Annotated in this window: 24 protein-coding genes; 21 read left to right on the forward strand and 3 right to left on the reverse strand. The window is 70.6% G+C overall.

Annotated elements, in window-relative coordinates:
• Positions 1–12 precede the first annotated feature (12 nt).
• From rsmH to ACFORO_RS13605, 12 genes are all read left to right on the forward strand, one after another.
• Positions 13–969: a 16S rRNA (cytosine(1402)-N(4))-methyltransferase RsmH gene (gene rsmH, locus ACFORO_RS13550; protein WP_354749854.1), complete on the forward strand. Its 957-nt coding sequence runs from the start codon at positions 13–15 to the stop codon at positions 967–969.
• Entirely contained in the window at positions 966–1,619 is a 654-nt protein-coding gene (locus ACFORO_RS13555; protein ID WP_377870104.1) for a hypothetical protein, read from the forward strand. The genes rsmH and ACFORO_RS13555 overlap by 4 nt, the downstream gene beginning before the upstream one ends.
• Positions 1,619–3,538, forward strand: coding sequence for a peptidoglycan D,D-transpeptidase FtsI family protein (locus ACFORO_RS13560; protein ID WP_377870103.1), 1,920 nt, complete (start codon positions 1,619–1,621; stop codon positions 3,536–3,538). Before ACFORO_RS13555 ends, ACFORO_RS13560 begins: the two co-directional genes overlap by 1 nt.
• A gap of 335 nt (positions 3,539–3,873) precedes the next feature.
• A complete protein-coding gene (locus ACFORO_RS13565; RefSeq protein ID WP_377870147.1) occupies positions 3,874–5,433 on the forward strand; it encodes a UDP-N-acetylmuramoyl-L-alanyl-D-glutamate--2,6-diaminopimelate ligase in 1,560 nt (519 codons plus the stop codon).
• Positions 5,430–6,938, forward strand: coding sequence for a UDP-N-acetylmuramoyl-tripeptide--D-alanyl-D-alanine ligase (locus ACFORO_RS13570; RefSeq protein ID WP_377870102.1), 1,509 nt, complete (start codon positions 5,430–5,432; stop codon positions 6,936–6,938). The genes ACFORO_RS13565 and ACFORO_RS13570 overlap by 4 nt, the downstream gene beginning before the upstream one ends.
• Complete coding sequence (gene mraY / locus ACFORO_RS13575; protein WP_037812444.1) at positions 6,935–8,017, forward strand: phospho-N-acetylmuramoyl-pentapeptide-transferase; 1,083 nt, start codon at positions 6,935–6,937, stop codon at positions 8,015–8,017. Before ACFORO_RS13570 ends, mraY begins: the two co-directional genes overlap by 4 nt.
• Positions 8,018–8,020: 3 nt before the next feature.
• Positions 8,021–9,427, forward strand: a complete 1,407-nt coding sequence (gene murD / locus ACFORO_RS13580; protein WP_377870101.1) for a UDP-N-acetylmuramoyl-L-alanine--D-glutamate ligase — start codon at positions 8,021–8,023, stop codon at positions 9,425–9,427.
• A complete protein-coding gene (gene ftsW / locus ACFORO_RS13585) occupies positions 9,414–10,850 on the forward strand; it encodes a putative lipid II flippase FtsW (protein ID WP_377870100.1) in 1,437 nt (478 codons plus the stop codon). Before murD ends, ftsW begins: the two co-directional genes overlap by 14 nt.
• Entirely contained in the window at positions 10,847–11,971 is a 1,125-nt protein-coding gene (gene murG / locus ACFORO_RS13590) for an undecaprenyldiphospho-muramoylpentapeptide beta-N-acetylglucosaminyltransferase (RefSeq protein ID WP_377870099.1), read from the forward strand. The genes ftsW and murG overlap by 4 nt, the downstream gene beginning before the upstream one ends.
• A complete protein-coding gene (murC, locus tag ACFORO_RS13595; protein ID WP_377870098.1) occupies positions 11,964–13,382 on the forward strand; it encodes a UDP-N-acetylmuramate--L-alanine ligase in 1,419 nt (472 codons plus the stop codon). The genes murG and murC overlap by 8 nt, the downstream gene beginning before the upstream one ends.
• On the forward strand, positions 13,379–14,254 hold the full coding sequence (locus ACFORO_RS13600) for a cell division protein FtsQ/DivIB (RefSeq protein WP_377870097.1): 876 nt from the start codon (positions 13,379–13,381) through the stop codon (positions 14,252–14,254). The genes murC and ACFORO_RS13600 overlap by 4 nt, the downstream gene beginning before the upstream one ends.
• Positions 14,255–14,349: 95 nt before the next feature.
• The gene (locus tag ACFORO_RS13605) at positions 14,350–15,183 is read left to right on the forward strand and encodes an NAD(P)H-binding protein (RefSeq protein WP_354749836.1); all 834 of its coding nucleotides are present in this window, start codon (positions 14,350–14,352) and stop codon (positions 15,181–15,183) included.
• A gap of 505 nt (positions 15,184–15,688) precedes the next feature.
• Here ACFORO_RS13605 and ACFORO_RS13610 read toward each other — a convergent pair.
• Complete coding sequence (locus ACFORO_RS13610) at positions 15,689–16,123, reverse strand: OsmC family peroxiredoxin (protein WP_377870096.1); 435 nt, start codon at positions 16,121–16,123, stop codon at positions 15,689–15,691.
• Between the two features lie 114 nt (positions 16,124–16,237).
• Here ACFORO_RS13610 and ACFORO_RS13615 point away from each other — a divergent pair, with 114 nt between their 5' ends.
• Both ACFORO_RS13615 and ACFORO_RS13620 read left to right on the forward strand, forming a co-directional pair.
• Positions 16,238–16,747 (forward strand): DinB family protein, encoded by a 510-nt coding sequence (locus ACFORO_RS13615; protein WP_377870095.1) that lies wholly within the window; start codon positions 16,238–16,240, stop codon positions 16,745–16,747.
• Positions 16,744–17,187, forward strand: a complete 444-nt coding sequence (locus ACFORO_RS13620; protein ID WP_377870094.1) for a mycothiol transferase — start codon at positions 16,744–16,746, stop codon at positions 17,185–17,187. The genes ACFORO_RS13615 and ACFORO_RS13620 overlap by 4 nt, the downstream gene beginning before the upstream one ends.
• Here the strand turns inward: ACFORO_RS13620 and ACFORO_RS13625 are convergent.
• Positions 17,174–17,953: a DUF1295 domain-containing protein gene (locus tag ACFORO_RS13625; RefSeq protein ID WP_377870093.1), complete on the reverse strand. Its 780-nt coding sequence runs from the start codon at positions 17,951–17,953 to the stop codon at positions 17,174–17,176. The genes ACFORO_RS13620 and ACFORO_RS13625 overlap by 14 nt on opposite strands.
• Complete coding sequence (locus tag ACFORO_RS13630) at positions 17,950–19,188, reverse strand: class I SAM-dependent methyltransferase (protein ID WP_377870092.1); 1,239 nt, start codon at positions 19,186–19,188, stop codon at positions 17,950–17,952. Before ACFORO_RS13630 ends, ACFORO_RS13625 begins: the two co-directional genes overlap by 4 nt.
• A 63-nt stretch (positions 19,189–19,251) precedes the next feature.
• Here ACFORO_RS13630 and ACFORO_RS13635 point away from each other — a divergent pair, with 63 nt between their 5' ends.
• The 7 genes from ACFORO_RS13635 to ACFORO_RS13665 all read left to right on the forward strand — a co-directional run bounded on the left by ACFORO_RS13635 (position 19,252) and on the right by ACFORO_RS13665 (position 25,702).
• Entirely contained in the window at positions 19,252–20,532 is a 1,281-nt protein-coding gene (locus tag ACFORO_RS13635; RefSeq protein WP_377870091.1) for an NAD(P)/FAD-dependent oxidoreductase, read from the forward strand.
• The gene (locus ACFORO_RS13640; protein ID WP_377870146.1) at positions 20,526–21,260 is read left to right on the forward strand and encodes a DUF1365 domain-containing protein; all 735 of its coding nucleotides are present in this window, start codon (positions 20,526–20,528) and stop codon (positions 21,258–21,260) included. Before ACFORO_RS13635 ends, ACFORO_RS13640 begins: the two co-directional genes overlap by 7 nt.
• On the forward strand, positions 21,253–21,849 hold the full coding sequence (gene sigK / locus ACFORO_RS13645) for an ECF RNA polymerase sigma factor SigK (protein WP_377870090.1): 597 nt from the start codon (positions 21,253–21,255) through the stop codon (positions 21,847–21,849). The genes ACFORO_RS13640 and sigK overlap by 8 nt, the downstream gene beginning before the upstream one ends.
• Positions 21,846–22,607, forward strand: a complete 762-nt coding sequence (locus tag ACFORO_RS13650; protein WP_377870089.1) for an anti-sigma factor — start codon at positions 21,846–21,848, stop codon at positions 22,605–22,607. Before sigK ends, ACFORO_RS13650 begins: the two co-directional genes overlap by 4 nt.
• A gap of 228 nt (positions 22,608–22,835) precedes the next feature.
• Positions 22,836–24,152 carry a cell division protein FtsZ gene (gene ftsZ, locus ACFORO_RS13655; RefSeq protein WP_344284881.1) on the forward strand — a complete coding sequence of 439 codons (1,317 nt, stop codon included), beginning with the start codon at positions 22,836–22,838 and terminating at the stop codon, positions 24,150–24,152.
• 108 nt (positions 24,153–24,260) lie between these two features.
• Complete coding sequence (pgeF, locus tag ACFORO_RS13660; protein ID WP_344284884.1) at positions 24,261–24,974, forward strand: peptidoglycan editing factor PgeF; 714 nt, start codon at positions 24,261–24,263, stop codon at positions 24,972–24,974.
• Complete coding sequence (locus ACFORO_RS13665) at positions 24,971–25,702, forward strand: YggS family pyridoxal phosphate-dependent enzyme (RefSeq protein WP_377896559.1); 732 nt, start codon at positions 24,971–24,973, stop codon at positions 25,700–25,702. Before pgeF ends, ACFORO_RS13665 begins: the two co-directional genes overlap by 4 nt.
• The last annotated feature ends 14 nt before the right edge of the window (positions 25,703–25,716 follow it).

Genomic DNA, 25,716 nt, shown 5'->3' on the forward strand with positions numbered 1-25,716 from the left:
AAGGGGGAAGACATGACGGACGCGGCTGAGCACGTTCCGGTGCTGCTGGACCGCATCGTCGAGCTGTTCGCCCCCGCGCTGGCCGATCGCGACGCCGTTCTGGTCGACGCGACCGTGGGCCTCGGCGGCCATTCCGACGCGCTGCTCGCGGCCTTTCCCCGGCTCCGGCTGATCGGGCTGGACCGCGATCCCGCCGCCCTCGAGCGCTCCGCGGAGCGGCTCGCGCGGCACGGCGACCGCGTCGACCTCGTGCACACGGTCTACGACGGACTTCCCGAAGCGGTGTCCGGACTGGGACTGTCCCAAGTGGACGGAATCCTGTTCGACCTCGGCGTCTCGTCGATGCAGCTCGACCGCACCGAACGCGGGTTCGCCTATTCGCAGGACGCGCCGCTGGACATGCGGATGGACCCGACCACCGGGTTCACCGCCGCCGACGTGCTCAACACCTACGCGCCCGGCGAGCTGATCCGGATCCTGCGCGACTACGGCGAGGAACGCTTCGCGCAGCGGATCGTCCGCGCCGTGGTGGCGGAACGGGAGAAGGAACCCTTCACCCGCAGCGGAAGGCTGGTCGAACTGCTCTACTCCGCGGTGCCCGCGGCGAGCAGGCGCACCGGCGGGCATCCGGCGAAGCGCACCTTCCAGGCGCTGCGGATCGAGGTCAACGGCGAGCTGGAAGTGCTGCGCCGGGCGATGCCCGCGGCACTGGGCGCGCTGGCGATGGACGGCCGGATCGTCGTCGAGTCCTACCAGTCCCTCGAGGACCGGCTGGTGAAGCAGGCGATCGCGGAACTGGCGAAATCCCGGACGCCGGAAGGGCTTCCGGTCGAACTTCCCGGGCACGGGCCGGAGTTGAAGCTCCTCACGCGGGGAGCGGAGAAGGCCGGCGAGAGCGAGATCGAGCACAACCCGCGGGCCGCCTCGGTGCGGCTGCGCGCAGCACAACGGATCGGAGAGCCGCGATGACCGCACCTACGAAGTCCCGCCGCTCGTCGTCGACCGCTGCGGAGCGGGCACCGCGGAACACCGTCACCGAGACGGAAGCCCCGGGGCGGCGGCGCACGACGGCCGCCGAGCGCGCGTACGCCCGGCGGGCGCAGCGGGCCGACCTGCTGCGCCAGCGCGCGCCGAAAAGGCCTGCCGCCGAACCGGAAACCGTCGTAGCGAAGGCCGTGCCCGCGCGGTTCAAACTGCGCTGGCCGCGGTCGCGCGCGTCGTTCGTGCTCGTGATGATGGGGCTGCTGGCGGTCGGGGTCGCCGCGACGCTGTGGTTCACCACGCAGGCGATCGCCGATTCGTACCGGCTCGAAAAACTGCGCACGGACAGCGCTTCTCTCATGGAGACCAAAGACCGGCTGGAGCGCGAGGTCGCGAAGGCCCAGTCCCCGGCGTCTCTCGCGCCCGCGGCCAAGCAGCTGGGCATGGTGCCCGGCGGCGACCCGGCGCGCATCGTCGTCGGCAAGGACGGCAAGACGACCGTCGTCGGCGAACCGAAGAAGGCCCAGCCGGACGAGCAGGACGCGGTCGCGCCTCCGGCGCAGCCGGCCGCTCCGCCGGAGGGCGGTATTGAAGGCGACCTGTCGGGCACGCCCGCGGGGACCGCGGGAGGGCAGTGATGGCGGCAGGGGGCAACAGCCGTTCCCGGGCGGCGGGCAGCGCGAGGCGGACTTACGCCGCGGGCACCCGCCGCGCGGTCGCGAAGCGGGGCAACGGCGGACAGCGCAGCCGGTTTTCGGCGGTGCGCATCATGCTGGTCGTGCTGATGGTGGTGGCGGGCGCGAAACTGGTGCAGGTGCAGTGGTTCGAGGCCCCCACGCTGTCGGCGGCGGCCGAACGCCAGCGCACCCTCACCATCGACATCCCCGCGCAGCGCGGGTCCATTGTGGACCGCAACGGCGCGAAGCTGGCGTTCAGCGTGGAAACCCGGACGCTGTCGGTGAACCTCCGGGCGCTGCACAAGTCGATGGACGAGTACGCCAAGAAGTACCCGGACAAGGGCCGCAACTTCGAGACCGAGGTCGCCGGCGCGGCGAAGCTGATCGCGCAGAAGGTCCCACACCTCACCACCGAGGCCGAACAGCTGGCGCTGCTGCACAAACAGCAGTCCTTCACCTACCTCGTCGACAACGTCGAGCCTTCGGTGGCCGACCAGATCGTCAAGAAGTACGCGTGGATCAGCGTAGAGAAGCGGGCCAAGCGCGAGTATCCCGGCGACACGCTCGCGTCGAACATCGTCGGTCTGTCGAACTGGCGGATGGACGACCCCGACGTGTCGAAGCACAACCTGCACGGTGTGATCGGACTGGAGAAATCGCGCGACGCGGACCTGGCAGGCACGCCCGGCCGCGAGATCGTGAACACCCAGAACGGCAACGACAATCTGTACCTGCCGGGCACCGAGCACGTGCTCAATGCCGCCGTCCCGGGCTCCGACCTCGAGCTGACCATAGATTCCGACCTGCAGTTCGAGCTGCAGCGCCAGTTGAGCGACTACGTCTCGAAGTCGAACGCCAAGGGCGGCCAGGCGGTCATCATGGACGCGAAGACGTCCGAGGTGTACGCGCTGGCCGACGCCAGCACGTTCAACCCGAACGACCCGTCCACGATCAAGGACGACCTGCTCAACAACCGGCCGGTCACCACGCCGTATGAACCCGGTTCGGTGAACAAGGTGGTCACCGCGACCGCGGCGATCGACGACAAGATCGCCACGCCCACCTCGACGCTGGAGGTGCCGGGCTCGATCAAGATCGCCGACCGCACCGTGCACGACGCGTGGGTGCACGGCACGCAGACGTTCACCACCACCGGCGTGTTCGCGAAATCGTCCAACGTCGGCACGCTGGAGCTGGCCCAGCAAGTCGGCCCGGACCGGTATCTCGCGCTGCTGAAGAAATTCGGCATCGGGCAGAAGACCGGCATCGGCCTTCCCGGCGAAAGCTCCGGATACGTGCCGCCGCGCAAGGACTGGTCGGCGTCCACGTTCGGCAACCTGCCGATCGGGCAGGGCCTTTCGATGACCGTGGTGCAGATGGCCGGGATGTACCAGGCGATCGCGAACGACGGCCTGCGCGTCGAACCGCGGATCGTGAAGGCGAAGAAGAACCCGGACGGCACCGTGACGCCGGAAGCGCCGCCGAAGACCGAACGCGTGGTGAGCCCGGAAACCGCGAAAACGGTGCGGGACATGCTGCGGTCGGTGGTGCAGAACGCGAAGAGCCCGAACAGCGGCACCGCGCCCTCGGCTGGGCTGGAGGGCTACCAGGTCTCCGGCAAGACCGGCACCGGCCAGCAGATCGACCCGCGCACCAAGGCGTACAGCTCGAGCCTGGCGAACATCACCTTCGCCGGGATCCTGCCCGCCGACCACCCGCGCTTCGTCGTTGGGATCCGGCTCGACGCGCCGGACACCACGCTGCCCGCCGGGCATTCCGCGGGGCCGCTGTTCCACTCGATCGCGTCGTACCTGTCGCAGCGGTACCAGATTCCGCTGTCGGACGGGCCGTCGCCGGTGGTGCCGCTCGTCGTCGGCTGACCCGCCTCGCTCGTCTGAGGCAACCCCAATGTGGCGTTGGGTGCATGTAACGCACCGAACGCCACATTGGGTGCGTCGCATGCACCCAATGTGGCATTGGGGTCGCGTGACGCAACCGATGCCGCCTCGGGGCGAGGCCGGCGATTGTCCACACGGGCCGGTGCGCACTCGGGAAAGGGTTGCGCCGCAACGATCTTGGCCCTCCCGCCTAGCACACTCGCGGCGGGGCCGCGCGTTCGCCGTACCGCGTTGGGTCACCCGGATCCGGCCTCGGTAACCTCTCCGGCGTGTCCGTGTCCTCGTCCCAGCCCCGAAGCGGGCCCGCTGCCGCCTCGTTGCCGGACAGCCCGGCCAAGGCAGCCGCCGCGCCGCCCCGGCCGGCCCGGATCGACCCGGTCCCGCTGGCCACTCTGCTCGCCCGTGCGGGAGCCCGGCTCATCGCCGACCGTCCCGAGGCAGCCGACCTCACCGTCACCGGCGCCACTCTGCGTGCGCAGCACGTGCTCCCCGGCGACCTGTTCGCCGGCCTTCCCGGAGCCCGCGCGCACGGAGCCGACTTCAGCGAGCAGGCGCTCGCCGCCGGAGCCGCGGCCGTCCTGACCGATCCGAGCGGGGCCGACCGGCCCGCGCTGCGCGACGCCCCGGTGCCGGTCCTGGTGCACCCGGACCCGCGCGCCGCGCTCGGCGAGATCGCCGCGTGGATCTACGGCGAGCCGTCGCTGCACCTGTCGGTCCTCGGCGTCACCGGAACCTCCGGCAAGACCACCACCTCGTACCTCGTCGACGCGGGCCTGCGCGCCGCCGGGCGCACCACCGGCCTGATCGGCACGGTCGAGACCCGCATCGCCGGCGAGCGCCTGGCCAGCGGGTTCACCACGCCGGAGGCCCCGGACCTGCAGGCGCTGCTCGCGGTGATGCTGGAGCGCGGCGTCACGCACGTGCCGATGGAGGTCTCCAGCCACGCGCTGGCGCTCGGCCGGGTCAACGGCACCCGGTTCGCGGTGGGCGCGTTCACCAACCTGTCGCAGGACCACCTCGACTTCCACAAGGACATGGAGGAGTACTTCGCCGCCAAGTCCCTGCTGTTCGACGGCCGCTCGACCACCGAGGTCGTCGTGGTCGACAGCGCGTGGGGGCAGGCGCTGCTCACGCCGCAGACGGTGACCGTGTCGATCGAAGCCGGGGCCGACGCCCTGTGGCGGGCCGCCGACATCGAGGCGACCCCGGCGGGGGAGCAGACCTTCACGCTGCTCGGCCCGGACGGGCTCGGCCGCGCGGCGAAGATCCCGCTGCCGGGCACGTTCAACGTCGCCAACGCGGTGCTCGCCGCGGCGATCCTGGACAGCGCGGGCATCGCCGCCGGCGACATCGTCGCCGGGCTCGCCGCCGTCGAGGTGCCCGGCCGGATGGAGCGGGTCTACCTCGGCCAGGACTTCACCGCGGTGGTCGACTACGCGCACAAACCGGCGGCGGTGGCGCAGGGCCTCGACGCCCTGCGCGCCCGCACCGACGGCCGGATCATCACCGTGCTCGGCTGCGGCGGCGACCGCGACACCGCGAAGCGCCCGATGATGGGCGAGGCCGCGGTGCGCCGCAGCGATCTCCTGATCGTCACCGACGACAACCCGCGTTCGGAGGACCCGGCCGCGATCCGCGCCGCGATGATGGCCGGGGCCCGCGCGGTCGGGCCGGCGGCGGGCGGCGAGGTCGTGGAGATCGGCGACCGGCGCGAGGCGATCGCGTCCGCGGTGTCGCTCGCCAGGGCGGGAGACATCGTCCTGATCGCAGGCAAGGGCCATGAGACCGGCCAGGAGGCCCAGGGTGTGGTGCACCCGTTCTCCGACCGGGACGAGCTGGAGGCCGCCATCCGCAAGCGTCTCGAGGTGACCGCGTGATCGAGCTGAGCCTTGCCGAGATCGCCGACGTCGTCGGCGGCAGGCTGCACCGCACCGACGGATCCGCTGTCGTGACCGGCAGCGTCGAGTTCGACACCCGCGAGCTCGGTCCGGGCGGGCTGTTCATCGCCCTGCCCGGCGAACGCGTCGACGGGCACGACTTCGCCGCGAAAGCGGTCGAGTCCGGCGCGGTCGGCGTGCTGGCCGCGCGGGAGGTCGACGCTCCGGCGATCGTCGTGCCGCCCCTGCCGCCGGGACAGGGCAACGCCGGGTCGGTCGCACTGACCGGCGACACCGACGGCTCCGGTGCCGCCGTGCTGGCCGCGCTGGCCAAGCTCGCCCGGCACGTCGTCGACCGGCTGGCGGCGGGCGGGCTGACCGTCATCGGCGTCACCGGCTCGTCCGGCAAGACCTCGACGAAGGACGTCATCGCGCAGCTGATCGAGCCGATGGGCCCGACGGTCGCGCCGCCCGGGTCGTTCAACAGCGAGCTGGGCCACCCGTGGACCGCGCTGCGCGCCGACGCGTCGACCAAGTTCCTCGTGCTGGAGATGTCCGCGCGCGGCGTCGGGCACATCGCCGAGGCGGCCGCGACCACGCCGCCGCGGATCGGCGCGGTGCTCAACGTCGGCAGCGCGCACGTCGGCGAGTTCGGCTCGCGCGAGGGCATCGCCAAGGCGAAGGGCGAGCTGGTCGAGGCGCTGCCGGAAGACGGTCTCGCAGTCCTGAACCTGGACGACCCGCTGGTCGCGGCCATGGCGAGCCGCACCAAGGCCCGCGTCGTCGGCGTGGGGGAGTCGGCCGGGGCGCAGGTCCGGGCCGCCGACATCACGGTCGACGACGAGGCCCGCGCGTCCTTCCGGCTGATCACGCCCGAGGGCGAAGCTCCGGTGACGCTGCCGCTGCACGGCGAGCACCACGTCGGCAACGCGCTCTCGGCCGCCGCCATCGCGCGCGAACTAGGCGCGAGCACCGAAGAGATCGCGCGGCGGCTGTCGTCGCTGCAGCGGCGCTCGGAGCGCCGGATGGACGTCACGACCCGCGCGGACGGCGTCACGATCCTCAACGACTCGTACAACGCCAACCCGGAATCGGTCCGGGCCGGGCTGAAGGCGCTGGCCTCGATGAGCCGCTCCGGCCGCCGCGCGTGGGCGGTGCTCGGCGTGATGGGCGAGCTGGGCGAGGACTCGGTGACCGCGCACGATTCGATCGGGCGGCTCGTGGTCCGGCTGAACATCGAGAAGCTCGTCGTGGTCGGCCAGGACGCGGCCGCCATGCACCAGGGCGCGTTCCAGGAGGGTTCCTGGGGCGAGGAGTCGGTGCTGGTACCCGATGTCGAGGCCGCCGTCGCCGTACTGCATGATCAGCTCCGTCCCGGGGACGTGGTGCTGGTCAAGGCGTCCAAGGCCGCCGGTCTCTGGCGGGTGGCCGAAGCGCTGCTGGCCGATCCCGGGAACTCCCCCTCCACGTTGAACTCTGAACGCTCGAACGGTGGTCACGCGTGATCAACATCATGATCGCGGCCGCGGCGGGTCTGCTGGTCTCGATCCTGCTCACGCCCTACCTCATCCGGGTCTTCTCGCGGCAGGGCTTCGGCCAGGAGATCCGCGAGGAAGGCCCGCAGGGGCACAAGTCGAAGCGCGGCACCCCGACCATGGGCGGCGTCGCGATCATCATCGCGATGGTCGTCGGCTACTTCGTCGCGCACCTGATCACCTGGATCGGCAACTCGCGCTCGGCGGCCCCCTCGGCGTCCGGCCTGCTCGTGCTGATGCTCGCGGTCGGGCTCGGCGTGGTCGGGTTCCTCGACGACTTCATCAAGATCCGCAAGCAGCGCAACCTCGGGCTGAACAAGACCGCGAAGCTGGTCGGCCAGCTCGTGGTGACGATCCTGTTCGCGGTGCTGTCGCTGCAGTTCAAGGACGCGCAGGGGCTCACCCCGGCGTCGCAGAGCCTGTCCTACGTCCGCGACCTGGCGCTCATCACGTTCCCGTCGGTCGTGTTCGTGATCTTCTGCTACATCGTCATCTCCGGCTGGTCGAACGCGGTGAACTTCACCGACGGTCTCGACGGCCTCGCCGGCGGTGCGGCGGCGATGGTGCTTGCGACGTACGTGGTCATCTCGTTCTGGCAGGCCCGGCTCTCGTGCTCAACCCAGCCGTTGCCCGCCTGCTACGACGTGCGGGACCCGCTGGACCTCGCGGTCGTCGCGGCGGCGGCGACCGGGGCCTGCATCGGGTTCCTGTGGTGGAACGCCGCCCCGGCGAAGATCTTCATGGGCGACACCGGTTCGCTCGCCCTCGGCGGGCTCGTCGCCGGGCTGTCCATGACCACGCGCACCGAACTGCTCGCCATCGTCATCGGCGGCCTCTTCATGGTCGAGATGATCTCGGTGGTCACGCAGATCGCGGTCTTCCGCACGACGCGGCGGCGGCTGTTCCGGATGGCGCCGTTCCACCACCACTTCGAGCTGGCCGGGTGGGCCGAAACCACGGTGATCATCCGGTTCTGGCTGCTCTCGGCGATCTGCTGCATGTTCGGGCTCGGGCTGTTCTACAGCGAGCAGCTCAACTTCGGAGGCTGAGCCTTGCAGCTGGACGGCAAACACGTTCTCGTCGCGGGCGCGGGCGTTACCGGCAAATCGGTCGTTCCCGTGCTGCGCGAGCTGGGCGCACGGGTCACGGTCACCGACGGCAACGCCGAGCGGCTCGCCGAGCTGGAGGGCCTCGGCGCCGAGTTGGTGCCGGGGCTGACCGAACCCCCGGCGGACACCGTGCTCGTGGTGACCAGTCCGGGCTGGCGGCCGACGTCCCCGCTGCTGGTCGCGGCGGCGGAGGCGGGCATCGAGGTGATCGGCGACGTCGAGCTGGCGTGGCGGATCGGGCAGTTGCGCGAGCATCCGCCCGCGTGGCTGGTGATCACCGGGACCAACGGCAAGACGACCACGGTCGGGATGCTGGAGTCGATCCTGCGCGCGGCCGGCGCGGACGCGGTGGCCTGCGGCAATGTCGGCTACCCCGTGCTGGACGCGGTCCGCGGCGGGCATCAGGTGCTGGCCGTCGAGCTGTCGAGCTTCCAGCTGCACTGGTCGTCCACGATCGCGCCGGACGCCTCGGTGGTGCTGAACCTCGCCGAGGACCACCTCGACTGGCACGGCTCGATGGAGGAGTACGCCGCGGCGAAGGGCCGCGCGCACCACCGTTCGCGCGCTGTCGTGCACAACGTCGACGACCCGTGGTCCACGCGGATCGCCGAGGAGCACGCACCGGAGGACGCCCGGCGGATCGGGTTCGTGCTCGACACCCCGCGCGCCGGCGAGCTGGGCCTGGTCGAAGACCTGCTGGTGGACCGGGCTTTCGGGGCCGATCCCGAGACGAGCGCCGAGGAACTGGCCGAGATCGCCGACGTCCGCCCGGCCGGACCGCACAACCTCGCGAACGCGCTCGCCGCGGCCGCGCTGGCCCGGGTGCACGGAGTGCAGCTCGCGGCGGTGCGGAAGGGGCTGCGCGCGTACGAGCCCGCGCCGCACCGCGCGGTGGAGGTCGCCGAGGTCGGCGGCGTCCGGTACATCAACGACTCGAAGGCCACCAATCCGCACGCCGCGCTCGGCTCGCTGCTCGCGCACGAAAGCGTGGTCTGGATCGCCGGCGGACAGCTCAAAGGCGCTTCGGTGGACGAGCTGGTCGCCGCGGTCGGCGGACAACTGCGCGCGGCTGTCCTGCTGGGTGTCGATTCCCCCGTGATCGAAGCCGCTCTCTCGCGACACGCGCCGGATGTCCCGTGCAACCGCCTCCTTCCGGGTGACGATGAGCCCATGACTGCGGCGGTGAATGCGGCCAGCGCCCTGGCTCGTCCTGGTGACGTGGTGCTCCTCGCGCCCGCCGCCGCCTCGCTGGACATGTTCCGCGGCTACGGAGCGCGCGGCGACGCGTTCGAAGCCGCAGTCCGTGCTCTGGCCGACGGCGCGGCGGGGGCGGCGGATGACAGTCGTTGACGAGAAGAAAGCACGCCCGCGGCGCGTCCGCAAGGAAAGCCCGTTCGTCGCGCTCCGCACCGGGCTGACCGCCTGGCTTTCCCGGCCGCTGGCGTCGTTCCACCTGGTCCTCGCGCTCACCGGCATCCTCACCGTGATCGGCGCGGTGATGGTGCTGTCCGCGTCGTCGGTGGCCTCGTACAACCCGAAGACCGGCAGCGGCGTGTACGCGCTGTTCTTCCGGCACCTGATGTTCGTCGCGCTCGGCGGGATCGTGTTCTGGGTGGGCCTGCGGGTCCGGCTCGAGCGGATCCGCCGGATGTCCGCGACCATGACGGTGATCTGCCTCGGCCTGCTGATGCTGGTGCTGACGCCGCTCGGGTCGACCGTGAACGGCTCGCAGGGCTGGTTCAAACTCGGCGTGTTCACCTTCCAGCCGGTCGAGGCGGCGAAGGTGGCGCTGGCGTTCTGGGGCGCGCACATCCTGGTGATCAAGTACAGCAAGCTGCACCAGTGGCGGCACCTGCTGGTCCCGGTGGTTCCGGTGGCGCTGCTGATGTTCGCGCTGGTGATGATGCAGCCCGACCTCGGCGGCACGATCACCCTCGCGGTGGTGCTGCTCGGCCTGCTGTGGTTCGCCGGCGCGCCGAAACGGCTCTTCGGGGTGATCCTGGCCGGCGGCCTGAGCGGCGTGCTGGTGCTGGCGATCATCGCGCCCTACCGGCTCGCCAGGGTGATGTCGTTCCTGTCGCCGGACGCGGACACCTCGGCCGAGGGGTTCCAGGCGAACCAGGCCAAGCTGGCGCTCGCCGACGGCGGGCTGTTCGGCAAGGGGCTCGGGCAGGGCGCGTCGAACTGGGGCTACCTGCCGAACGTGCAGAACGACTTCATCTTCGCGCTGATCGGCGAGGAACTGGGCTTCGTGGGCTGCGCGGTCGTGCTGGCGCTGTTCGCCGGCGTCGCCGTGGTCGGCCTGCGCATCGCGACCCGCAACATCGACCCGTGGATCCGGATCGTCGCGGGCACGCTGACGGTGTTCCTCGTCGCGCAGGCGGCCATCAACATCGGCTACGTGGTCGGGCTGCTGCCGGTCACCGGCGTCACGCTGCCGCTGATCTCCTACGGCGGCACGTCGCTCGTGATCACCATGCTCATCATGGGCGTGCTGGCCAACGCCGCGCGGCACGAACCCGAGGCGGTGGCCGCACTGCGCTCGCACGGGCCGGGTAAATTCGGACGCCTGCTGCGGCTGCCCGCACCCGATCCGTACCGCCCGCCGTCCACCCGCAAGGGAACGCGCGCCGCGGGGAGCGGGACGAAGGCGGCCAGGCCGGCGCCGCGTGCGGCCCGGCCCGCACCGGCACAGGAACGCCGCCGGTCGGCGCGGCGGACTACAGCGAACCGCGGTGCCCGGGGCACCGCGAACCGGAGAGGTCATTGGTGAGCAAGCCCGTCAAGGGAACTGAGCGGTCGGCGGCAGGCCGGTCGCCGGTCGTCGTGGTCGCCGGCGGGGGCACCGCCGGGCACATCGAGCCCGCCCTCGCGCTGGCCGACGCCGTGAAGCGGCTGCGCCCGGACGCCGAGGTGGTCGCCCTCGGCACGGAACGCGGCCTGGAGAACAAGCTCGTGCCCGCGCGCGGGTACCCGCTGGAGCTGATCCCGCCGGTCCCGATGCCGCGCAAGCCGACGCCGGAGCTGCTCCGGCTGCCGCTGAAGGTGCGCGATTCGGTCCGCCGCACCCGCGAGGTGCTGGACCGGGTGCACGCGGACGTCGTGGTCGGCTTCGGCGGCTACGTCGCGCTGCCGGCGTACCTCGCCGCGCGCGGCCGCACGCCGATCGTGGTGCACGAGGCGAACAAATCGGCCGGGCTGGCCAACAAGGTCGGCGCCCGGTTCGCGTCCCGCGTCGCGGTCGCGGTGCCGGGCACGCCGCTGCCGAAGGCCGAGGTGGTCGGCATTCCGCTGCGCCGCTCGATCACGACGCTGGACCGGGCCGCGCTGCGGGCGCAGGCTCGCGAATTCTTCGAGCTGGACCCGGACGCGCCGACGCTGCTGGTGTTCGGCGGCTCGCAGGGCGCGGCGTCGATCAACTCCGCGATTTCCGGCGCGGCGAAGGACTTCGCCGAGGCCGGCGTCGGCGTGCTGCACGCGCACGGGCCGAAGAACTCCCTTGCGGTGCAAGAGTTTCCCGGCCGTCCGGCGTACGTGCCGGTGCCGTACCTGGAGCGGATGGACCTGGCCTACGCCGCGGCGGACGCCGTGGTGTGCCGGTCCGGCGCGATGACCGCGGCCGAGGTGTCCGCGGTCGGGCTGCCCGCGGTGTTCGTCCCGCTGCCGCACGGCAACGGCGAGCAGGCGGTCAACGCCCAGCCCGCGGTCGACGCCGGCGCGGCGCTGATGGTCGCCGACGCCGACCTCACCGCGGAAAAGGTCGCCGAGCTGGTGATCCCGCTGGTGACCGACGCCGACCGGGTCGCCGCGATGAGCGCGGCCGCGGTCGGGCTCGGCCACCGCGAGGCCGACGAGACCCTCGCCCGCATCGTTTTGGAGGCCGCCGGTGCCTGACACGCCCGAACTGCCCGCGCGGCTGCGCCGGGCGCACCTGATCGGGATCGGCGGGGCCGGGATGTCCGGCATCGCGCGGATCCTGCTCGCCCGCGGCGCGGCCGTGTCCGGGTCGGACGCCAAGGAATCGCGCGCGCTGCTTTCGCTGCGCGCCCAGGGCGCGACCCTGTTCGTCGGCCAGAAGGCGGAAAACCTCGGCGAGCTGGCCGAACCGCCGTCGGCCGTCGTGGTGTCGACCGCGATCAAGGAGACCAACCCGGAGCTCGCCGCGGCCCGCGAGCGCGGCATCCCGGTGCTGCACCGCGCGCAGGCGCTGGCCGGGCTGATGGCCGGGCACCGCGTCGCGTGCATCGCGGGAACGCACGGCAAGACGTCGACCACGTCGATGCTCACCGTGGCGCTGCAGAACTGCCGGATGGACCCGTCGTTCGCGATCGGCGGCGACCTCAACGAGTCCGGGGCCAACGCGCACCACGGCGAGGGCGGCGTGTTCGTCGCGGAGGCCGACGAGAGCGACGGTTCCTTCCTCACTTATTCGCCGTCGGTGGCGGTGGTGACGAACGTCGAGCCCGATCACCTCGACCACCACCGCACCGCCGAGGCGTACGTGAAGGTGTTCAGCGACTTCGTCGGCCAGATCGAGCCGGGCGGTCTGCTGATCGTGTGCGCCGACGACGAGGGCGCGGCCCGGCTGGGCGACGAGGCCGCCGCGGCAGGAGTGCGGGTGCGCCGTTACGGCCGCGCCGCTTCCGGCGAGGGCGACGTCCGCGTGCTCGACTACACGCCCGCGCCGGACGGCGGCGTCGTGCGAGTCGCGCTGGACGGCGAAGAACACGACCTGCGGGTCGCGGTGCCGGGGGAGCACATGGCGCTCAACGCGGTCGCCGCGCTGCTCGCCGGGATCGAACTCGGCGCGCCGCTGGACGGCATGGCCGCCGGGCTCGCCGCGTTCGGCGGGGTCCGCCGCCGGTTCGAGTTCAAGGGCCGCGCGGGCGACGTGCGGGTGTACGACGACTACGCGCACCACCCGACCGAGGTGGCCGCGCAGCTGCGCGCGGTGCGCACGGCGGCGGGCAGCGGACGCGTCGTGGTGGTGTTCCAGCCGCATCTGTTCTCGCGCACGCAGACCTTCGCGGCCGAGTTCGCCGAGGCGTTGTCGCTGGCCGACGAGGTCGTGGTGCTCGACGTGTTCGGCGCGCGCGAGGAGCCGGTGCCGGGCGTGACCGGCGCGCTGATCGCCGACCGCGTCACCGTTCCGGTGCACTACCAGCCCGCCTTCGACGTGGCCGCCGGCCTGGTCGCGGACCTCGTGCGGCCGGGCGATCTCGCGATCACCATGGGCGCGGGCGACGTGACGCAGCTGGGCCCGGAGATCCTGGCCGAGCTGGACCGGAGGGCCGGACGGGCATGACCGGGACCCGGCAGCAGCGCCGTCGCTCGCCCGCGCCTCGCGCGGGCGAGGAGCAGCGTGCTGCCCTGGCCCGGGAACGACGGGGGCGGCGGACCGAGGAGGAACGCCAGCGCACCCGCGCCCGGACCGCGGCGCGTCCGGGCCGCTCGGGTCGCTCGGCGCGGGCGTCCGCGCGGAAGTCTCGGCCGACGCGCGGCCAGGAGATCCGCCGCCGCTGGGTGGCGCTGCTGTCCGTGGTCACCTTGCTGGCGCTGGGCTATCTGCTGTTCTTCAGCTCGCTGCTCTCGGTGAAGACGATCGAGGTGCAGGGCGCGAAAACCGTGTCGGCGGACCAGATCCGCGCGACCGCCGAGGTGCCGGCCGGGCAGCCGATGCTGCGGGCGGACGTCGACGGGATCCGCGACCGGGTGGCACAGATGCCGGGCATCGCGACGGTCGATGTTTCCCGGTCGTGGCCGACGACGCTCGAGATCGCGGTGACTGAGCGGACCGCGATCGCGTTCTTCGACAGCGGGCCGGGCGGCGACGGGGTGCATCTCGTCGACGGCGGCGGGGTCGTGTTCAAGACCGTGAAGACCCGGCCGGTCGGGTTGCCGGAGCTGAAGCTGCCGAAGGTGTCGGTGGATGATCCGGTCACCCGCGCGGTCACCGCGGTGCTCGGAGTGTTGCCGGAACAGCTGCTGAAGCAGACGAAGACGGTCACCGCGCAGACTCCGGCGAGCGTGGAGTTCACGCTTTCTACCGGCAAGACCGTGCGGTGGGGGAACGCGGAGAACACCGATCGCAAGGCGAAGGTGCTGGCTGCGTTGCTGACGCAGCAGGGGAAGGTCTACGACGTTTCTGCGCCGGAGTTGCCGACCATCACCTCTTAGGCCCGTTGTCCTGGCCGCTTCCCGGATGCGGTGGCCCTGAGTTCTCGTATGGCATACGCTTGCTGTGTTCGTACGCCATACGAGAAGGTGGGGGCATGACGGTTCTGGTTACGGGTGCTACGGGCAACGTCGGGCGGCTGGTGGTCGACGAGCTGGTGGCTCGCGGGGTGCCGGTGCGGGCGTTGACGGTGGATCCGGAGCGGGCGGCGTTGCCTGACGGGGTTGAGGTGGTGGTCGGGTCGTTGGCCAAGCCTTCGACGTTGCCTGCTGCGCTGGAGGGGGTTTCGGCGGTCTATCTGGCGCCTTATGCGCGGACTGTTTCCCGGTTTTGCGAGTTGGCTTCCGGGGCTGGGATTCGGCGGGTTGTCGCGTTGTCCGGGGCTAGTGTGGGGGATGAGCATCCGGCTTCTAGCGGGCATGGGTTTGCTGCGGTTGAGAAGGCCGTCGAGGCTGGCGGTTTTGATCGGACGTTTTTGCGGCCTGGGGCGTTTATGATCAATTCGCTGGGGTGGGCTGCTTCGATTCGGGAGCGTGGGGAGGTTCGATCGGTTTATCCGTCGGCTACGCAGACTCCTATTGATTTGGGGGATATCGCGGCGGTGGCTGCTCATGTGCTGAGTACTGACGGGCATGTGGGGCGGACTTATGAGTTGAGCGGGCCGGAGGGGGTTTCTCTCGCGGAGATGGTTGCGGCTATCGGGGTTGCGTTGGGGAAGCCGGTGCCGTTTGTGGAGTTGACTCCTGAGGAACAGGTCGCGGAGTGGGTTGCGGCTGGGTATCCGGAGGAGATTGCTTCTTGGTTGTTGGAGATGTTCGAGTTCACTGCTGAGAATCCGCAGGTGCCTACTGGGGTTGTGGAGGAGTTGCTGGGGCGGCCTGGGGTTTCTTATGCTGAGTGGGCTAAGGGGAATGTCGCCGCGTTTTCTTGATTTCTTGTGCGGCTCGTCGCCTGGCGGCGACATTGCGCACGTTGGGTGCGTGGGGCACCTCGAAGCTTGATTGTGACTGCGGCGCGGGGGTGTTTGTCAAGGCGGGAAAGATGCCTTGACAAACACCCTCGGGCCGCGTTTTTGGCTTCGTATCGGGGAGCGGGGGAGTGTGGCTGCCTGGTTGGGCGGGTGCACTGGCTGCGGTTGGGCAGTGGGTGCGCACGGCTGAGTGGATGGTCGCGTTGGGGTTCGCGAGGTGGGGCTGGGTAGGGCCCCAATGTGGCGTTGGGTGCGTGGGATGCACCGAATGCCGCGTTGGGCGCGGTGGGATGCGTCGAATGCGGCGTTGGTGCGTCGCGGCAGTGGGGGCGGTCCGTGAAGGGCCCCTTGAGGGAATCTGATTCCGTGAAGGAGCCCCTCACGGCCGCCGGAATGGGCGCGAGGGTCGTGAGGGGAACCCTCAGGGACTCTGAGTCCCTCAGGGTTCCCCTCACGGAACCGGAGGTCAGGCCAGGGCGGCGTCCAGCGTGATGGTGGTGCCGGAGAGGGCCTTGGAGACCGGGCAGGTTTTTTCCGCGGTTTCGGCCAGTTCGGCGAATTGTTCGGCGGTCACGCCGGCCAGTTTCGCGCGCAGGGTGATGGCGATGCCGCTGATTTCGAAGCCGCCGCCGGCAGCCGGGCCTAGGGTGACTTCGGCGGAGGCGTCGATGTAGTCAGCTTCCAGGTTCTGGGATTCCAGGACGCCGGAGAGGTTCATCGCCAGGCAGCTCGAGTGGGCCGCGGCGATGAGTTCTTCGGGGCTGGTGTGTCCGTCGGGATTGCCGGACCGGGTCGGGAAGGACACCTCGTAGGTACCCAGGTTCGACGAGTCGAAGGTGACCTCGCCCTTGCCTTTCTGCAGTCCGCCGGTCCAGTGGGTGGTTGCGTCGCGGCTGGGCATCGCTGTCTCCTTGAATGCGGTCGGGGATGCGTACCCTCATGAAGGTAGTGCACAATTACATTGTGCGCAAGTTAATTCACGAAAACGGGTGGCCGCGTGCGGCAGACTTCTGGGGTGACCAATGCTCCTGAACGTCCTGACCCGCCGATGGCGGGGGACGAGCGCACTCAGCTCACCGGGTTTCTCGACTTCATGCGGGCCAGCGTGGTGTGGAAGTGCTCCGGGCTCTCCGACGAGCAGGCTCGCCAGAAGCACGTGCCCAGTGAGCTGACCACTATCGCTGGGCTGTTGTGCCACCTCACGCTCGTCGAGAACTACTGGTTCCGCGTCGTGCTGGACGGGCAGCCGGACGAGTGGGCGGATCGGCTCGAAGTTGACCGGGATGCTGAGTTCCGGGTCGCGTTGGAGCTGCCGATTGCGCAGTTGATCGCTGACTACGAGGCTGAGGCCGAGAAGTGCCGGGCTGTGGTGGCGGCTCGGGGGTTCGAGGACACTGTGCTGTTCAAGGGGGACAAACCGCTCACGGTGCGTTGGGTCGTCACGCACATGATCGAGGAGACCGCGCGCCATCTCGGGCACTTGGACCTTTTGCGCGAGCTGACCGACGGTCTCACCGGGGAGTGAGCCTCGACCGCGCGCAGCTGGTCGACGACCTCGAACTGCTGCGCGCGACCGTGGCGTGGAAGTGCTCCGAACTCACCGACGAACAGGCTCGCTGGCCCGGCGAGTTGATGACTGCCGCCGGGATTTTGTGGCATCTCGCGCTGGTGGAGAACGCCATGTACGACGTGGTCGTCACTGGGCAGCCGGAGCGATGGGCCGAGCGGCTGGAGGCAGGGCGCGACGCCGCGTTCGCGGTTGGGCTCGACCTGCCGGTCGAGGAGTTGCGCAGCGCTTATCAGGACAATGTCGAGCTGTGTCGCGAGGCCCTCGCGGATCGGTCGCTGGAGGATCCGGTGGGGTTCGAGGGCGATCGGCTGGTGACGGTGGCGACGGTGGTTGAGTACTTGGTGAAGGAGACCGCGCGGCATCTTGAGTTGTTGCGGGAGCTCATCGGGGAGTGAGTTTCTTCGGGGGCAGCGGCAGGAATCCGCTGGTGCGGGCGATGTAGTCGGCGTACCCGGGGCGGGTGTGCTGCATGCCTTTCTCCAGCATGGGCTTGCCGGTGCCGCGGGCAAGGGTGAAGGTCATCGCGATCGGCGAAAGCACTGTCGCGGCGCCGGGCCACGTTGAGCAGGCCAGCAGGTAGAGGCCCCACCAGACGCAGGCGTCGCCGAAGTAGTTCGGGTGGCGGGTGTAGCGCCAGAGGCCGGTGTCCAGGACTTGACCGTCGGTCGCCGGGTCGGCGCGGAAGCGGCGGAGTTGTTCGTCGCCGATGGTTTCGAAGGCGAAGCCGAGCAGCCAGACCGCTGCGCCCAGCCAGGCGGTGACTCCGAAACCCGTGCCGGACATGGCGAATTGCACCGGCAGCGAGACGAACCACAGGACCACGGCCTGCATCAGGTAGGTCCGCACGAAGATCCGGAGGCCGGGGTTCTGGCCCGCGCGTTCGACAATCTGCTGGTAACGCGGGTCTTCCGGCTTGCCGCGGTTGCGCAGGTGCAGGTGGACGGCCAGGCGGACGCCCCAGATGACGGTGAGCGCGGCGGTGGTCAGGCGCAGGGCGAGCGGGCCGGTGCCGAAGGGGAACGCGACCACGGCTACGAGGGCGAAACCCAGACCCCAGAAGGTGTCGATGGTGTCGTAGCGGTGGCGCAGGCGGGCGATGCCGAAGGTCAGGGTCACCGCGGCCAGGGTGACTCCGGCGGTGAGGCCGAGCAGTGCGATCATGCCCACTCCCTTGTCCACGGCATTCCGGTGCGGCCGGTTGCGTCGGGACGCACGGCCAGGATCTGGTCCACGCCCATGCGGTTCTCCTCGAAGGCGAGCGCGCCGCCTGCCAGGTACAGCCGCCAGACTCGGGCGCCTGCCTCGCCGATCAGCGCGACGGCTTCGTCCCAGTGTTGTTCCAGGGTGGCCGCCCAGGCTCGCACGGTCGGGACGTAGTGCTCGCGCAACGCGTGCACGTCGCGGATTTCGAAGCCTGCGGTTTCGAGGTGGCTGAGCGTGCGGCTCAGCGGGCGCATCGTCATGTCGGGGGCGATGTAGCGCTCGATGAACGCCCCGCCGCCGGGTGCGACGGCTCCGCGCGACATTTGTTGCAGCAGCAGTCGTCCGGTGGGTTTGAGCATGCGGAACAACGTGGCGGTGTAGGTCGGGTAGTTGTCCTCGCCGACGTGTTCGCCCATTTCGATGGAGGCTACGGCGTCGAAGGAATCTCCGGCGAGTTCCCGGTAGTCCTGTCTGCGGACCTCGACGCGGTCGTCCAGGTCGTGCTGCGCCAGGCGGTTCTTGACGTGTTGCACCTGCTCGGCGGAGATCGTGACGCCGACGGCCTCGACGCCGTGGTGCTTCGCCGCGTGTACGAGCAGCGAACCCCAGCCGCAGCCGACGTCGAGGAGCCGCATGCCCGGTCGCAGGCCGAGTTTCTGACAGATCAGTTCGAGTTTGTCGTGCTGGGCGCGGGCGAGGTCGGCGGATTCGGACCAGTAGCCCGAGGAGTACGCCATCGAATCGTCCATCAGCAGCTGGTAGAAGGCGTTCGACAGGTCGTAGTGGTGCGAGATCGCCGACCGGTCCCGTCCGGGGGTGTGCAGCTTTCCGCGCAGCCGGGCCTCCTCGGCGGGCGGCTTCGGCGGCAGGCCGAATACCCCGAGCCGCGCGGCCAGGCGGATCGCCTCGCCGAAGTCGCGTGCGGACAGCTGCGGCCGGTACGCCCAGGCTCGCCGGAAGCCTTCGGTGAGATCGCCCTCGACGTCCAGGTCGCCCGACACGTAAGCCCGCGCCAGGCCGAGCTCGCCGGGGGAGTACAGGAGCCAGCGCAGCGCGCGGCGGTTTTTCAGGACGACGATCGGCCCGGCTGGCCCGGCCTGGTGGCCGTCCCAGGTGCGGACGGCCACCGGGAGCGGACCGCCGAGGATCCGTTCGGCGAAGTCGGCCAGTCGGTGAGCTGCGGATTTCGGCATACCAGGGCTTCGGAACCGACAGTCGCGCGGATTGGTGCCAATCCGAGCGGGCGGCGGCGCCGAATGCCTTCCGTGCACCACACCACGGGACAACGCATCGCTGTCATCGGCAGCGGGGTCGCCGGCCTCACCGCCGCGTACCTGCTGCAGCGCCGCCACGAGGTTCTGCTGTTCGAGGCCGACGACCGGCTCGGCGGACACGCCCACACCCACGACGTGCCGAGCGCGCACGGCGGGACGGTCGCCGTCGATTCCGGGTTCCTCGTCCACAACGAGCGCACCTACCCGACGCTGCTGAGGCTGTTCGGCGAACTCGGCGTCCGCACCCGCGAGACCGAGATGTCGATGAGCATCCGCTGCGACGGCTGCGGCCTGCAGTACGCCGGGGCGAAGGGCCTGCGCGGGCTGTTCGCGCAACGGAGCAACGCCGCGTCCACGCGTTACCTGCTCATGCTGGCCGAGGTGAAGCGGTTCCACCGGCACGCTGAACGCTTGCTGGCCCGCCCCGACGCGGGTGACGTCCCACTCGGCGCGTTCCTGGCGATCGGCGGGTATTCGCGGTACTTCGTGGACCATTTCGTGCTGCCGCTCGTTTCGACAGTGTGGTCCGCCGATCGCACCGACACCATGCAGTATCCGGCGCGGTATCTGTTTGAATTCCTGCGCAATCACGGAATGCTCACCGTGCGGAATTCGCCGACGTGGCGGACGGTCGTCGGCGGTTCGCGAGAGTACGTGGAGCGGGCGGCCAAGCAGTTGACTGCCGTGCATTTGTCCACTCCGGTTCGCGCGGTGCGGCGGACCGCGCGCGGCGTCGAGGTGCGCGACGATGCCGACACCGCGCACCGGGTCGACCGGGTTGTGGTGGCCACGCATGCCGATCAGGCGTTGCGGATGTTGGCGAATCCCACTGCTGCGGAACAGGAACTGCTCGGTACCTTCCGCTACTCGCGCAATGAAGCCTGGCTGCACACCGATCCCGCCGTGCTGCCGACCGTGCCCGCCGCTCGTGCTTCCTGGAATTACCGGACGCCTGCCTGCGGCGCCGACCTGCACGCCGTCCAAGTCACTTACGACCTGAATCGGTTGATGGGCCTCGAAGAAACGACGACGTACGCCGTCACCCTCAATCCGAGCGATGACCTCGATCCCGCCGCAACGGTCGCGAAAATGTCTTACGAACACCCGATCTATACGCCGGAATCCGTTGCCGCGCAGCGACGTCTGGCGGAATTGAACGACGGCGTCATCGCGTACGCCGGTGCTTATCAAGGCTGGGGATTCCACGAGGACGGCTGTTCCTCCGGCGTCCGCGCCGCGGCCAGTTTCGGGGTGGCCTGGTGACCGCTCTCTACGACGCCACCGTCGCGCACGTCCGCCGGGCCGATCCGCCGTACTCCTTCGCGCACCGGATGTACCTGTGGCTGACCGACCTCGACCGCCTGCCGCGGCTGCCGTGGTGGCTCCGGCCGTTCGCCCGCTTCGACGGCCGCGACCACTTCGACCGCGACGAGCCCGGCGACATCCGGTCCAAACTGGACGCTTGGCTCGCGCACCGCGGAGTGGACTTGCGCGGCGGGCCGGTGACGATGCTCGCGTCGGCGCGCGTTCTCGGGTACGTGTTCAATCCGATCACCGTCTATTGGTGCCACACGCCGGACGGCGCGCTCGCCTGCGTGGTCGCCGAGGTGCACAACACCTACGGCGGCCGCCACGCCTACCTGCTCCAGCAGGGGGAAGACCTCGGGGACCTCCGGGCGGACAAGGAGTTCTACGTGTCGCCGTTCCAGGAGATGGCGGGGGAGTACCGGATGCACCTGCCGCGCCCGGACGCGCTGCTGGCGTTGACCGTCGTCCTGCACCGCGACGGCGACGCGGCTCTGACGGCTACGCTGCGGGGAGTCCGCCGTCCGGCCGGGATCCGCACGCTCGCGCGCTTCCTGCTGGGCAGGCCGCTGCAACCGCACCGCGTCTCCGCGTTGATCCGTCGCCACGGGCTCGCGCTGTGGCGGCGGAAAGCCCCGCTCGCCGCCCGGACCGGACAGAACACGGCAGGAGCCCTCCATGGATGAGAGCGCACGCCCGGCCGACCGGCTCTCGGCGGTGCCGTCGTCGACGAGCGCCGAGGACCTGATGGCGCTGGTCGCCAAGGGAGACGAACGCGCCTTCGAACGGCTTTACGATCAGCTCGCCGGTCCTGTCTACGGGCTCGTCCGCCGCATCGTGCGGGACCCCGCGCAGTCCGAGGAGGTCGCGCAGGAGGTGCTCGTGGAGCTGTGGAAGACCGCCACGCGCTACTCGTCGGCGAAGGGCAGCGTCCTGAACTGGGCGATGACCCTCGCGCACCGCCGCGCGGTCGACCGGGTGCGGTCCGCCCGGGCGAGCACTGAACGCGAGCGGAAAGCGACCTTCGAAGCCGCGCGCGGACGTCCGTTCGACGAGGTCGCGGAATCCGTCGCGACCCGGCTGGAACGCTCGCAGGTGCGGCGCTGCCTGAAGACGCTGACCGAATTGCAGCGGGAATCCGTCCTCCTGGCCTATTACCAGGGCTACACCTATCGCGAGGTGGCCGACGTGCTGGACACGCCGCAGGGGACGGTCAAGACCAGACTGCGCGACGGGTTGATCCGCCTGCGCGACTGCCTGGGGGTGACGGCGTGACCAGTCCGGACATGCACACGTTGGCCGGCGCGTACGCACTCGACGCGCTGTCGGAGGTCGAGCGGGCCCAATTCCGCCGTCATCTCGACCAGTGCGAGGCCTGCGCACAGGAAGTGCGGGAACTGAGCGAGACCGCGGCCCGGCTCGGCGCGGCGATGGACGAGCAGCCGCCGTCCGGCCTCAAGGACCGGGTGCTCGCGGAGATGCGCACGACCCGCCAGGTGCCGCCGCGGACCGGTGCCGCGGAACCGCGCCCGCGCGGCCCGCGCCGCTGGCCGATGCTGATCGCCGCCGCTGCCGCCGTCGTCGGGCTCGCTTTGGCCGGCGTGTTCGGCGGGATCGCACTGCACACCAGCGGCCAGCTCAACAGCGCACAGTCCGAATTGGACGCCGCGCGCGACCGGTACCTGCCGGTGGCCGAACTGCTCACCGCGCCCGACGCGCGGACCGAACATGTCGCGTCGCCGCGCGGGGGCGGCGGCACGGTGGTGATTTCGCGGAAGCTCGACCGCGTGATGTTCATGCAGTCCGGGCTGCCGCCGGTCCAGTCCGGGAAGGTGTACGAGGCCTGGCTGATGGGCCCGGAACTCGCGCCGCGTCCGGCCGGATTGCTGCCTGGGGGACCGTCGGGTTCGCTGGTGGTGGCGGACGGTTTGGCTGGTGCACAGCAGTTCGCGATCAGTGTCGAGCAGGCCGGGGGATCGCCGTCGGGGAAGCCGTCGAGCGACGTCGTGCTGGTCGCTTCAGTGCCCGCATAGCAGACCGCGCGCCGGGCTCCGCGGCGGGTTCCGGCCTTGCGTACGGCTTCGCGTTGTGGCAAAACACCTTTGCCGCTCACGGCGTGGCTACTGGATTAGAGCTTGCGCGGCGCCTACCGTCCTGCCTTGACGCCGGTGGTTGACATAACTCTCACTCTCGGGTTGAGGTTGAGGGTTTCCGGCCCCGGCGGGCGGCATGTGCACATCACGATCAGGAAGGCGGACCCGATGACGCCCCCGCACAACTACCTTGCGGTGATCAAGGTCGTCGGCATCGGCGGCGGCGGCGTGAACGCCGTGAACCGGATGATCGAGGTCGGCCTCAAGGGTGTCGAGTTCATCGCGGTGAACACCGATGCCCAGGCACTGCTCATGTCCGACGCCGACGTCAAGCTCGACATCGGCCGGGAACTCACCCGCGGACTCGGCGCCGGAGCCGCCCCCGAGGTGGGGCAGAAGGCGGCCGAGGACCACCGCGAGGAAATCGAAGAGGTCATCAAGGGCGCCGACATGGTGTTCGTGACCGCGGGCGAGGGCGGCGGCACCGGCACCGGCGGCGCGCCGGTCGTCGCGCAGATCGCCCGCAAGCTCGGCGCGCTCACGATCGGCGTGGTGACCCGGCCCTTCACCTTCGAGGGCAAACGCCGCGGCAAGCAGGCCGAGGACGGCATCCAGCAGCTGCGCAACGAATGCGACACGCTGATCGTGATCCCGAACGACCGGCTGCTGCAGCTCGGCGACATCGGCGTGTCCCTGATGGACGCGTTCCGCTCCGCCGACGAGGTGCTGCTCTCCGGTGTCCAGGGCATCACCGACCTGATCACCACGCCGGGCCTGATCAACCTGGACTTCGCCGACGTCAAGAGCGTCATGTCCGGCGCGGGTTCCGCGCTGATGGGCATCGGCTCCGCGCGCGGCGAAGGACGGGCGATACAGGCCGCGGAGAAGGCGATCAACTCGCCGCTGCTGGAAGCGTCGATGGACGGGGCGCACGGCGCGCTGCTGTCCATCGCGGGCGGATCGGACCTCGGGCTGTTCGAGATCAACGAGGCCGCGTCGCTCGTGCAGGAATCGGCGCACCCGGACGCGAACATCATCTTCGGGACGATCATCGACGACTCCCTCGGCGACGAGGTCCGCGTCACGGTGATCGCGGCCGGCTTCGACGCCGGCGCGCCCACGCACAAGAAACTCGACCCGCCCGCGTTCGGCGGCAAACAGGGCAACGGCACCGCGTCCGCCGCGGCGGGCCAGGTCGGCGGCGGTTCGGCTCCGCAGTCCCCGCCGCAGACCGGTGCCACTCCGGTGCCGCCCGCGGGCAGCTCCGGCTACCCGGTGGCCCCGCCGCGGACGCCGTCGTCGGGCCTGCCGCAGCCGGGCACCGGTACCCCGCCGGGCGGCCTCCCGCAACCCGGAGGCGGCACGAGGGGGTATTCGCCGATCGGTTCGGGTTCTGCGACGGGCGGTCTGCCGAGCCGCCCGACGACGGTCCACGACGACCCGACCGACGACGACGTCGACGTGCCGCCGTTCATGCGGCGGTAGTAAGCACGGATTTTCGACAACGGCCGTCCCGATGCGTTCGGGGCGGCCGTTGCCGTGTGCCGGGCCCTCCGGGAGGGCGGCCGCCGTTGTTTTTGGCAGGATGACGGGGTGCGAGTACGACGAGTGGTCACGACCAGGGCGGGCGGGGCTTCCCGGCCGCCGTACGAGAGTTTCAACCTCGGCGACCACGTCGGCGACGACGCGGGCGACGTCTACGCCAACCGCAAGCGGCTGGCGTCCGAGCTCGGCCTCGCCGAGGACAAGCTGGCCTGGATGGAACAGGTGCACGGCCGCACCGCGACCGTCGTGGACGGGACCGAGACCTCGGCCGCCGAAGCCACCGACGCGCTGGTGACCGACCGTCCGGGCGTCGCGCTCGTGGTGCTGGTCGCGGACTGCGTTCCGGTGCTCATGGCGGATCCGGAAGCGGGCGTCGTCGCCGCGGTGCACGCGGGCCGGGTCGGCGCGCGGGTCGGCGTGGTGCCCGCCGCGCTGGAGGCGATGCGCGAACTCGGGGCCGAACCGGGCCGGGTCGAGGCGTTGCTGGGCCCGGCGATCTGCGGCGACTGCTACGAGGTCCCGGCCGCGATGGCCGCGGACGTCGAGAAGCATCTGCCCGGCAGCTCCTGCAAGACGCGCAAGGGCACCACCGGTCTAGACCTGCGCGCCGGGCTCTGGCAGCAGCTGGCCGACCTGGGCGTCGGGCGCGTCGGCGCGGATCCGCGGTGCACGGCGGAGGACAAGACGCTCTTCAGCTTCCGCCGCGACGGCACCACCGGCCGGATCGCCGGCATCACTTGGCTGGAAGAGGAGAAGGCGTGACCGAGGAGCGGCGGGCGGAGCTGGCGGCGTCGCTGGCCGCGGTCGAGGAGCGCATCGCGAACGCCTGCGCGGCGGCCGGGCGTTCGCGCGACGAGGTGCGGCTGCTGGGCGTCACCAAGACGTTCCCGGCGACCGACGCCGCGCTGCTCACCGACCTCGGGCTGCTGAACCTCGCCGAAAACCGCGACCAGGAAGCCGGCCCGAAGGCGGCCGAGGTCGCGGAACTGCGCCCGGACGTCGCGCCGCGCTGGCACATGGTCGGGCGGCTGCAGCGGAACAAGGCGCGTTCGGTCGTGCGCTGGGCGGCCGAGGTCCAGTCGGTCGACTCGGTGCGGCTCGCCGACGCGCTCGCCCGCGCGGTCGCCGCCGCGCGGGAGGCCGGGGAGCGGACCGGACCGCTCGACGTATTGGTCCAGGTGAGCCTCGACGGCGACGTCGCGCGCGGCGGAACCCTGCTGGACGACGTCGACGCTCTCGCGGACCACATCGCCCACACGGGGGAGCTGCGGTTGCGAGGCGTGATGGCTGTGGCCCCGTTAGGGGAAGACCCGGGCACAGCTTTTGCCCGGCTGTCCCGCTCGGCGGAAAGAGTTCGCGCCCGGTATCCGGAAGCCGCTGACGTGTCCGCCGGAATGAGCCATGATCTGGACCAGGCGATCCGGCACGGCTCGACGTGTGTGCGTGTCGGAACCGCGTTGCTCGGCGGGCGCGGTTTAGCCTCGCCGTAGGGAGCCCGCCCGGT

Origin of the sequence: Amycolatopsis halotolerans, from assembly GCF_042647905.1 — a bacterium.
Lineage (GTDB): Bacteria > Actinomycetota > Actinomycetes > Mycobacteriales > Pseudonocardiaceae > Amycolatopsis > Amycolatopsis halotolerans.

Coding starts and splice junctions, on each gene's coding strand:
- ACFORO_RS13625 (WP_377870093.1), bottom strand. CDS start 17,953: ATGATCGCACTGCTCGGCCTCACCGCCGGAGTCACCCTGGCCGCGGTG.
- ACFORO_RS13630 (WP_377870092.1), bottom strand. CDS start 19,188: ATGCCGAAATCCGCAGCTCACCGACTGGCCGACTTCGCCGAACGGATC.
- rsmH (WP_354749854.1), top strand. CDS start 13: ATGACGGACGCGGCTGAGCACGTTCCGGTGCTGCTGGACCGCATCGTC.
- ACFORO_RS13555 (WP_377870104.1), top strand. CDS start 966: ATGACCGCACCTACGAAGTCCCGCCGCTCGTCGTCGACCGCTGCGGAG.
- ACFORO_RS13560 (WP_377870103.1), top strand. CDS start 1,619: ATGGCGGCAGGGGGCAACAGCCGTTCCCGGGCGGCGGGCAGCGCGAGG.
- ftsW (WP_377870100.1), top strand. CDS start 9,414: ATGACAGTCGTTGACGAGAAGAAAGCACGCCCGCGGCGCGTCCGCAAG.
- ACFORO_RS13600 (WP_377870097.1), top strand. CDS start 13,379: ATGACCGGGACCCGGCAGCAGCGCCGTCGCTCGCCCGCGCCTCGCGCG.
- ACFORO_RS13610 (WP_377870096.1), bottom strand. CDS start 16,123: ATGCCCAGCCGCGACGCAACCACCCACTGGACCGGCGGACTGCAGAAA.
- ACFORO_RS13635 (WP_377870091.1), top strand. CDS start 19,252: ATGCCTTCCGTGCACCACACCACGGGACAACGCATCGCTGTCATCGGC.
- ftsZ (WP_344284881.1), top strand. CDS start 22,836: ATGACGCCCCCGCACAACTACCTTGCGGTGATCAAGGTCGTCGGCATC.
- sigK (WP_377870090.1), top strand. CDS start 21,253: ATGGATGAGAGCGCACGCCCGGCCGACCGGCTCTCGGCGGTGCCGTCG.
- ACFORO_RS13605 (WP_354749836.1), top strand. CDS start 14,350: ATGACGGTTCTGGTTACGGGTGCTACGGGCAACGTCGGGCGGCTGGTG.